Source organism: Desulfobacterales bacterium (genome assembly GCA_029211065.1).
Taxonomy (GTDB): domain Bacteria; phylum Desulfobacterota; class Desulfobacteria; order Desulfobacterales; family JARGFK01; genus JARGFK01.
In genome coordinates this window covers 1-5,261 of record JARGFK010000181.1, presented here as the reverse complement: position 1 = coordinate 5,261, position 5,261 = coordinate 1, and the positions used below count along the sequence as shown (strand labels likewise).

The window sequence follows — 5,261 nt, the reverse complement described above, 5'->3', positions numbered from 1 at the left end:
GAAAAGCTCCACGTCGGTCACGTTGGCCGCGCCGTCGCCGTCCTCGTCCTTCACGTGGTCGAGGATGACGGCAAGCGCCTTGGGCTTCTTCCGCTTGCCGTTGCCCTCATCGTATTCCGGGAACAGGGTCATCTGCCCGGCGATGGGGGAGCCATCGTAGCTGGTAGTGATGAGCTTCTTCAGGCCGAGCTTGTTAAAGTTGGCGGCGAAGTACTTGAAGAAGTTGCTCTCGAAGGGGTCGTCGCAGTTGCAATAGACGATCTTGCCGCAGAAGGTGTCGGGGTCGAACTCGAGGTAGGCTTCGACTTCCGTCTGGATGTCAACGTACTGGGTGTAGAACTCGTCCTGCTTGGCCGCCTTCGCGGCGGCGAGCCCTTGATTCAGAGAGATTCTCGTCATCCTTCGCAATCTCCTTCGCGTTGTATCCTTTTGTTTTCTCGGGCTAACAAGTGATTCTAAAGACCTGTATAACTCCACTCCTGTAAAGATATACAGAAAAAGCCTCATCTACGGTGTTTTAAGATATCCATTCTCATACTAAAATAGAGCATACACTCCTTGCCAGGAATTACAATAGTCTGATTTGATTTAAAATTTGGAGAATGATTTCGATATTGTCCACGCCAAGATTTCTGGGAATATGGTCAGTGCATTTATGCAGCCATATAAACCCCTTTATCCGCTCTTTTAATCTTTCCTGCTTTAAATGCCCTAAAGACTATATTTGAAATCTTTTTATCATTAAACCCAGTCTTCTTTTTTAACGTGGTAACAGCAACCCCCTTTTTTGATCTTTTGATGATATTGAGTACTTTGTCAGTTTCAGTCAAACCTTTGACTTTCTTTTTTACAAATGCTTTTTTTGGATTTTTAGCCGGTTGTGATTTTTCAAGTTTGTTAATTTCCTTCATAAGGCTTTCCGTTTTTTTTGATAGCGCTTTGAGTTCCCTGGAGACTGCTTGCAGATTTTGTCTGATACTTTTCATCGGTTCAATCCTCCTTGTTTTTATTTGCTTCTATCAATTAATGGGGGTGAACATTCCTTGCCAGTCCCAACAATAGTGCGTTGGAGTGAAATTTATTAGGATTATCTCTGATATTGCTCAAAATTTCAATAGATGCACTATTGCCACAATCCGAGTTCAGGCCAAATGAGATATCAATGCAGATTGAGAACGATATTGCCCTCTAACTTAAAACCAGGGGAACCACAAAGATTTTGATATTTTACTCTCCTTTATCTTTTTTCGAGCCGGGCCACCGCTTCGATGTGGAAGGTATGCGGGAACATGTCCATAGGCTGGACTTCCCTTACAGTATAGACGTCTTTCAACATCTCCAAATCCCTTGCAAGGGTGGCGGGATTGCAGGACACGTACACCATCCGATCCGGCGCCATGTCGATAATCTGTTTGACCACGTCCGGATGTATCCCGGTGCGGGGGGGGTCGATGATCATTACATCCGGTCGGGTACCTATCCGGCTGAGACTGTCCCTGATATCCCCGGCAATAAACCGGCAATTGGAAATCTTATTGAGACGACAGTTGCTGCCGGCGTCCTTCACAGCGCTTTCGACGATTTCAAGGCCGACTACCTCCTTGGCAGCGCTTGAAAGAAAAATTGCGATGGTGCCGGTGCCGCTGAATAAATCAAAAACGGTTTCATGGCCGCCAAGCCCGGCATACGCCTTAACAATTTCATAAAGCTTTTCCGCCCCGCGGGTGTTGGTCTGGAAAAAAGAGTTAGCGGAAATTTCGAACTCAAAAGCACCTATTTTATCCCGGATAGCAGTTGAACCGGCCAGCTTAATTTCATACTCGCCCACGGCAATCCCTGCTTTGCGGGCGGTAATATTGTTCACCACCGAAACGATTTCCGGAAACAAAGCCGTCAGGCGCTCAGCCAGCGGTTGAACCTGGCTGCGATCTTCTGTGGCGGTAATGATATTGACCATCCATTGATTTTCACTGACGGAATGCCGCAACATCACAAAACGCCAATACCCCTCATGGCTGCGAAGTCCGTAAACCGGGGCTACCGATGCTTTGATGTAATTCCGGACCTCATCCAGGATCCGGTTGCCCAGTTCCGGTTGCAGCAGGCAGGCGGCGGTATCCATAACCTTATGGAAGGTTCCGGGAACATGCAGGCCGATGGCAAAACTATTGTCAATATCAGGCTGACCCAATTCATCCGGCAGCAACCACCTTCTATCAGCACAGGAAAACTCCATTTTGTTGCGGTACTCATACTGCCGGGGAGAGGCTGCGGCAGGATGAACCCTGACCCCTTCAATCTTTGCTATCCGCTCAAGGGCATCCACAACATGCTGGCGCTTGTATATCAACTGCTGATCATAGCTGAGAAACTGCCATTTGCACCCGCCGCAATACCCGCTGTAAGGGCACGGCGCCGTCACCCGAAATGGAGAAGGTTTCAGCAGATGGACGATGCGTGCTTCCGCATAGTTTTTTTTCTTTTTAACGATACGGACGGTGGCCACATCCAGCGGCACCGCCTGATCGACAAAAACTGCAAATCCGTCAATTTTGGCAAGACCTTTTCCGCCGAAAATCATATCCGACACTTTAAGGTCCAGCAGCTCACCTTTTTTCACCGCCACTAGCATACACTCCTGTTCATCTTCTCACCTGACAACAGACAAGATTGGCTAACCTGTTAAAATTATATCCTGAATTTTAATTGCCATTCTATTTTTAAAAAATAGACAATGTGATGTATTATCACAAAATTAAATTGAAATATAAAGGTAAATTATTATTACTGTTGACAAAAAACGAAATATTTATCAAATAGGGGGCGGATATATAAAAATAAGGGGGTTTTTACATGAGTGAAATCAATCTGGATGACGCAAAAATCAAATTTGAAGGTGAGTGGTTTTCCGCTGAAGACCTCGCAAACAAAATACAGGAGAAGATGCAGTCCGGCGAGTTGAAATTTGCGGGTCTGGCAGCCGCCTTGGAAGAACTCAATAAGGCGATGGAAAATACGCACACGCTGGATGTCAAAATCGTTATCACAAAAGATCAATATAAAAAGCTGCAGGTTCTCGGCGGAAATGATGACCGCGGTGCTGTACGCAAAGCAATTATGAAAGCCATCGGATCCGGCGCCCCAATCGCCCAGAAGGATGCCAAAACAACAGAATCTGTTAATAAGAAACAGACCATTATCAAGTGCCCCGGCTGCAAATCACCGATCAAGATTGAAACCGATGAGCGGCCGACGGTGGTGGAGTGCCCCAACTGCGGTATCAGCGGACGGATGACCCAGGAAAACAAATGGGCCAAACTGGATGCCTAATACCGACTGTCGGGAAGATACCGGCATGCACCTGAAAAAAATTACCATTGATGCTCAAAAATTTCCCACCCGGGAGCAATATCCCTTCAATCTTGATATTTTTAATCACACCCAAAGCATATCCCTGGATTCACCCGTCAGTTTTTTTGTAGGAGAAAACGGTTCCGGAAAGTCCACCCTGCTGAAAGCCATTGCCCGCAAATGCGGCATTTATATCTGGAGTGGCATGCAAACGCGGCGGTTTCAAAAAAGTCCATATGAGGACCAACTCCATCATGCCATCAGCGTTGAATGGGAAAAGGATGAAGTTCCCGGTTCTTTTTTCGCTTCACAAATATTTCAAAATTTTTCCCGTGCCTTGGATACATGGGCCCAGGCAGACCCTGAAATTATCAACTATTTTGGGGGAAAATCACTGATGGCCCAATCCCACGGCGAATCGCTGATGTCTTTTTTCAAATCCCGCTTCAGTATTAAAGGCCTCTATCTGCTGGACGAACCGGAAACGGCCCTCTCGCCCAAAAGCCTGCTGGAATTGCTTCAATTGCTGATCCAGGTGTGTCAATCCGGTCATGCCCAGTTTATTATCGCCACCCATTCCCCCATTCTGATGGCATGTCCGGAGACCTCGATTTTCAGCTTCGATCAAACTCCCCTTGGGATCATCGAATATGAAAAGACGGAACATTACCGGATATATAAGGATTTCATGCAGGACCGGAATCGGTATATCAACGCTGTTGTTGCCGGGACAACCGACTGATACCGCCGCCGGATGAACTTTTTGGAGGATGTCATTGCCTTTTTCAAGAAATTGGGTATTATTTTTATAATTGATTTTATCCTAAATTCTTTTTATACAGCAGCATAAAAGTTTCTCATGAATTTTCATGCAAGATCATGTTCGGTATCAGCCCTGAAAAAGGTGAACTGATGACGCAACTTTCCAGCCTTGTTTCCGATGCAAATCCGCAGGATGTTTTAGAAGAGGTCAAGTACATATGTTCACTGATAACCCCCGCCGGAGCGGATCCTGTTTTTGACCGGTTCTATTGGGACGTTGTAAAAATATTCAATGGACAGTATCCCGGCTTTCGCGCCAGCAACACCAAATACCATGACCTGGAACACACCCTTCTGGTCGTCCTGGCGGCAACCCGGCTCCTGCACGGCAGTTTTCTGAAAGGGCAATCGTACAGTTCAGAAAATCTTTTCCTGGGTTTTGCAGCCGCTCTTTTTCATGACGTTGGCCTCATCCAGTCGGAATCCGAACAGAATGGATCCGGCGCTGTTTTTACCCTCGGCCATGAAGAACGCAGCATAGCCGCCATGGCCGGCTATCTGGCCCAGATAAATTTTTCCCCGCAAACCATCGAGGATTGTGCGGCCTTGATACAATGCACAATTTTAAGCGTACAGCCTAAAGACATCCCCTTTCGCAACAAAGAAATTGAAATGCTCGGTAAAATTGTGGGGTCGGCTGATCTGTTGGGTCAGATGGCGGATCGATGCTATCTGGAAAAACTGCTGCTGCTTTATAAAGAGTTTGAGGAGGCAAAACTGCCGGGATTTGACTCTGAGCTGGATCTTCTACAAAAAACAGAAACCTTCTATGAATCCGTCGCCCAGAAGAGATTGACAAACGATTTCAGCGGCGTCGCCGCAGCTATGCGACTGCACTTCAAAGATCGCTGGAATGAAGACCGCGACCTGTATTCAGAGTCTATCGAGAATAATATCGATTATTTGAGAGGCCTTACCTTAAGGTGTCGCGACAATTACACCTGTTATCTTAAAAATCTCAGGCGGGGGGGAATTGTCCGCGCGAACTATTCAGCTCTCATCGACTGAAGCATTACTAATGGGTGCGAAATTATTTAGACATGGCCGCGTAAGCGGTGACCGGGGCGGCCGCGTTTCGGAGCGGGAAA

The 5,261-nt window shown here is 46.8% G+C and carries 6 protein-coding genes; 3 read left to right on the top strand and 3 right to left on the bottom strand.

Going from position 1 to position 5,261, the window contains the following annotated elements; all coding sequences use genetic code 11:
* From P1P89_22020 to rlmD, 3 genes are all read right to left on the bottom strand, one after another.
* Positions 1 to 399: adenine-specific methyltransferase EcoRI family protein (locus P1P89_22020; GenBank protein MDF1594196.1), on the bottom strand; the 399-nt coding region annotated here is incomplete at its 3' end.
* Positions 400 to 653: 254 nt separating this feature from the next.
* A complete protein-coding gene (locus tag P1P89_22015; protein MDF1594195.1) occupies positions 654 to 986 on the bottom strand; it encodes a hypothetical protein in 333 nt (110 codons plus the stop codon).
* A gap of 251 nt (positions 987 to 1,237) precedes the next feature.
* Complete coding sequence (gene rlmD / locus P1P89_22010; GenBank protein ID MDF1594194.1) at positions 1,238 to 2,626, bottom strand: 23S rRNA (uracil(1939)-C(5))-methyltransferase RlmD; 1,389 nt, start codon at positions 2,624 to 2,626, stop codon at positions 1,238 to 1,240.
* A 227-nt stretch (positions 2,627 to 2,853) separates the two neighbouring features.
* Between rlmD and P1P89_22005 the strand changes: the two genes are divergently transcribed.
* The 3 genes from P1P89_22005 to P1P89_21995 all read left to right on the top strand — a co-directional run bounded on the left by P1P89_22005 (position 2,854) and on the right by P1P89_21995 (position 5,181).
* On the top strand, positions 2,854 to 3,330 hold the full coding sequence (locus P1P89_22005; GenBank protein MDF1594193.1) for a hypothetical protein: 477 nt from the start codon (positions 2,854 to 2,856) through the stop codon (positions 3,328 to 3,330).
* 25 nt (positions 3,331 to 3,355) lie between these two features.
* A complete protein-coding gene (locus P1P89_22000) occupies positions 3,356 to 4,093 on the top strand; it encodes an AAA family ATPase (GenBank protein ID MDF1594192.1) in 738 nt (245 codons plus the stop codon).
* A 170-nt stretch (positions 4,094 to 4,263) separates the two neighbouring features.
* Positions 4,264 to 5,181 (top strand): HD domain-containing protein, encoded by a 918-nt coding sequence (locus tag P1P89_21995; protein ID MDF1594191.1) that lies wholly within the window; start codon positions 4,264 to 4,266, stop codon positions 5,179 to 5,181.
* The last annotated feature ends 80 nt before the right edge of the window (positions 5,182 to 5,261 follow it).

Excerpts from the sequence above, each read along its gene's own strand:
- P1P89_22015 (MDF1594195.1), bottom strand. The coding sequence starts at position 986 with ATGAAAAGTATCAGACAAAATCTGCAAGCAGTCTCCAGGGAACTCAAA.
- P1P89_21995 (MDF1594191.1), top strand. The coding sequence starts at position 4,264 with ATGACGCAACTTTCCAGCCTTGTTTCCGATGCAAATCCGCAGGATGTT.
- P1P89_22000 (MDF1594192.1), top strand. The coding sequence starts at position 3,356 with ATGCACCTGAAAAAAATTACCATTGATGCTCAAAAATTTCCCACCCGG.
- P1P89_22005 (MDF1594193.1), top strand. The coding sequence starts at position 2,854 with ATGAGTGAAATCAATCTGGATGACGCAAAAATCAAATTTGAAGGTGAG.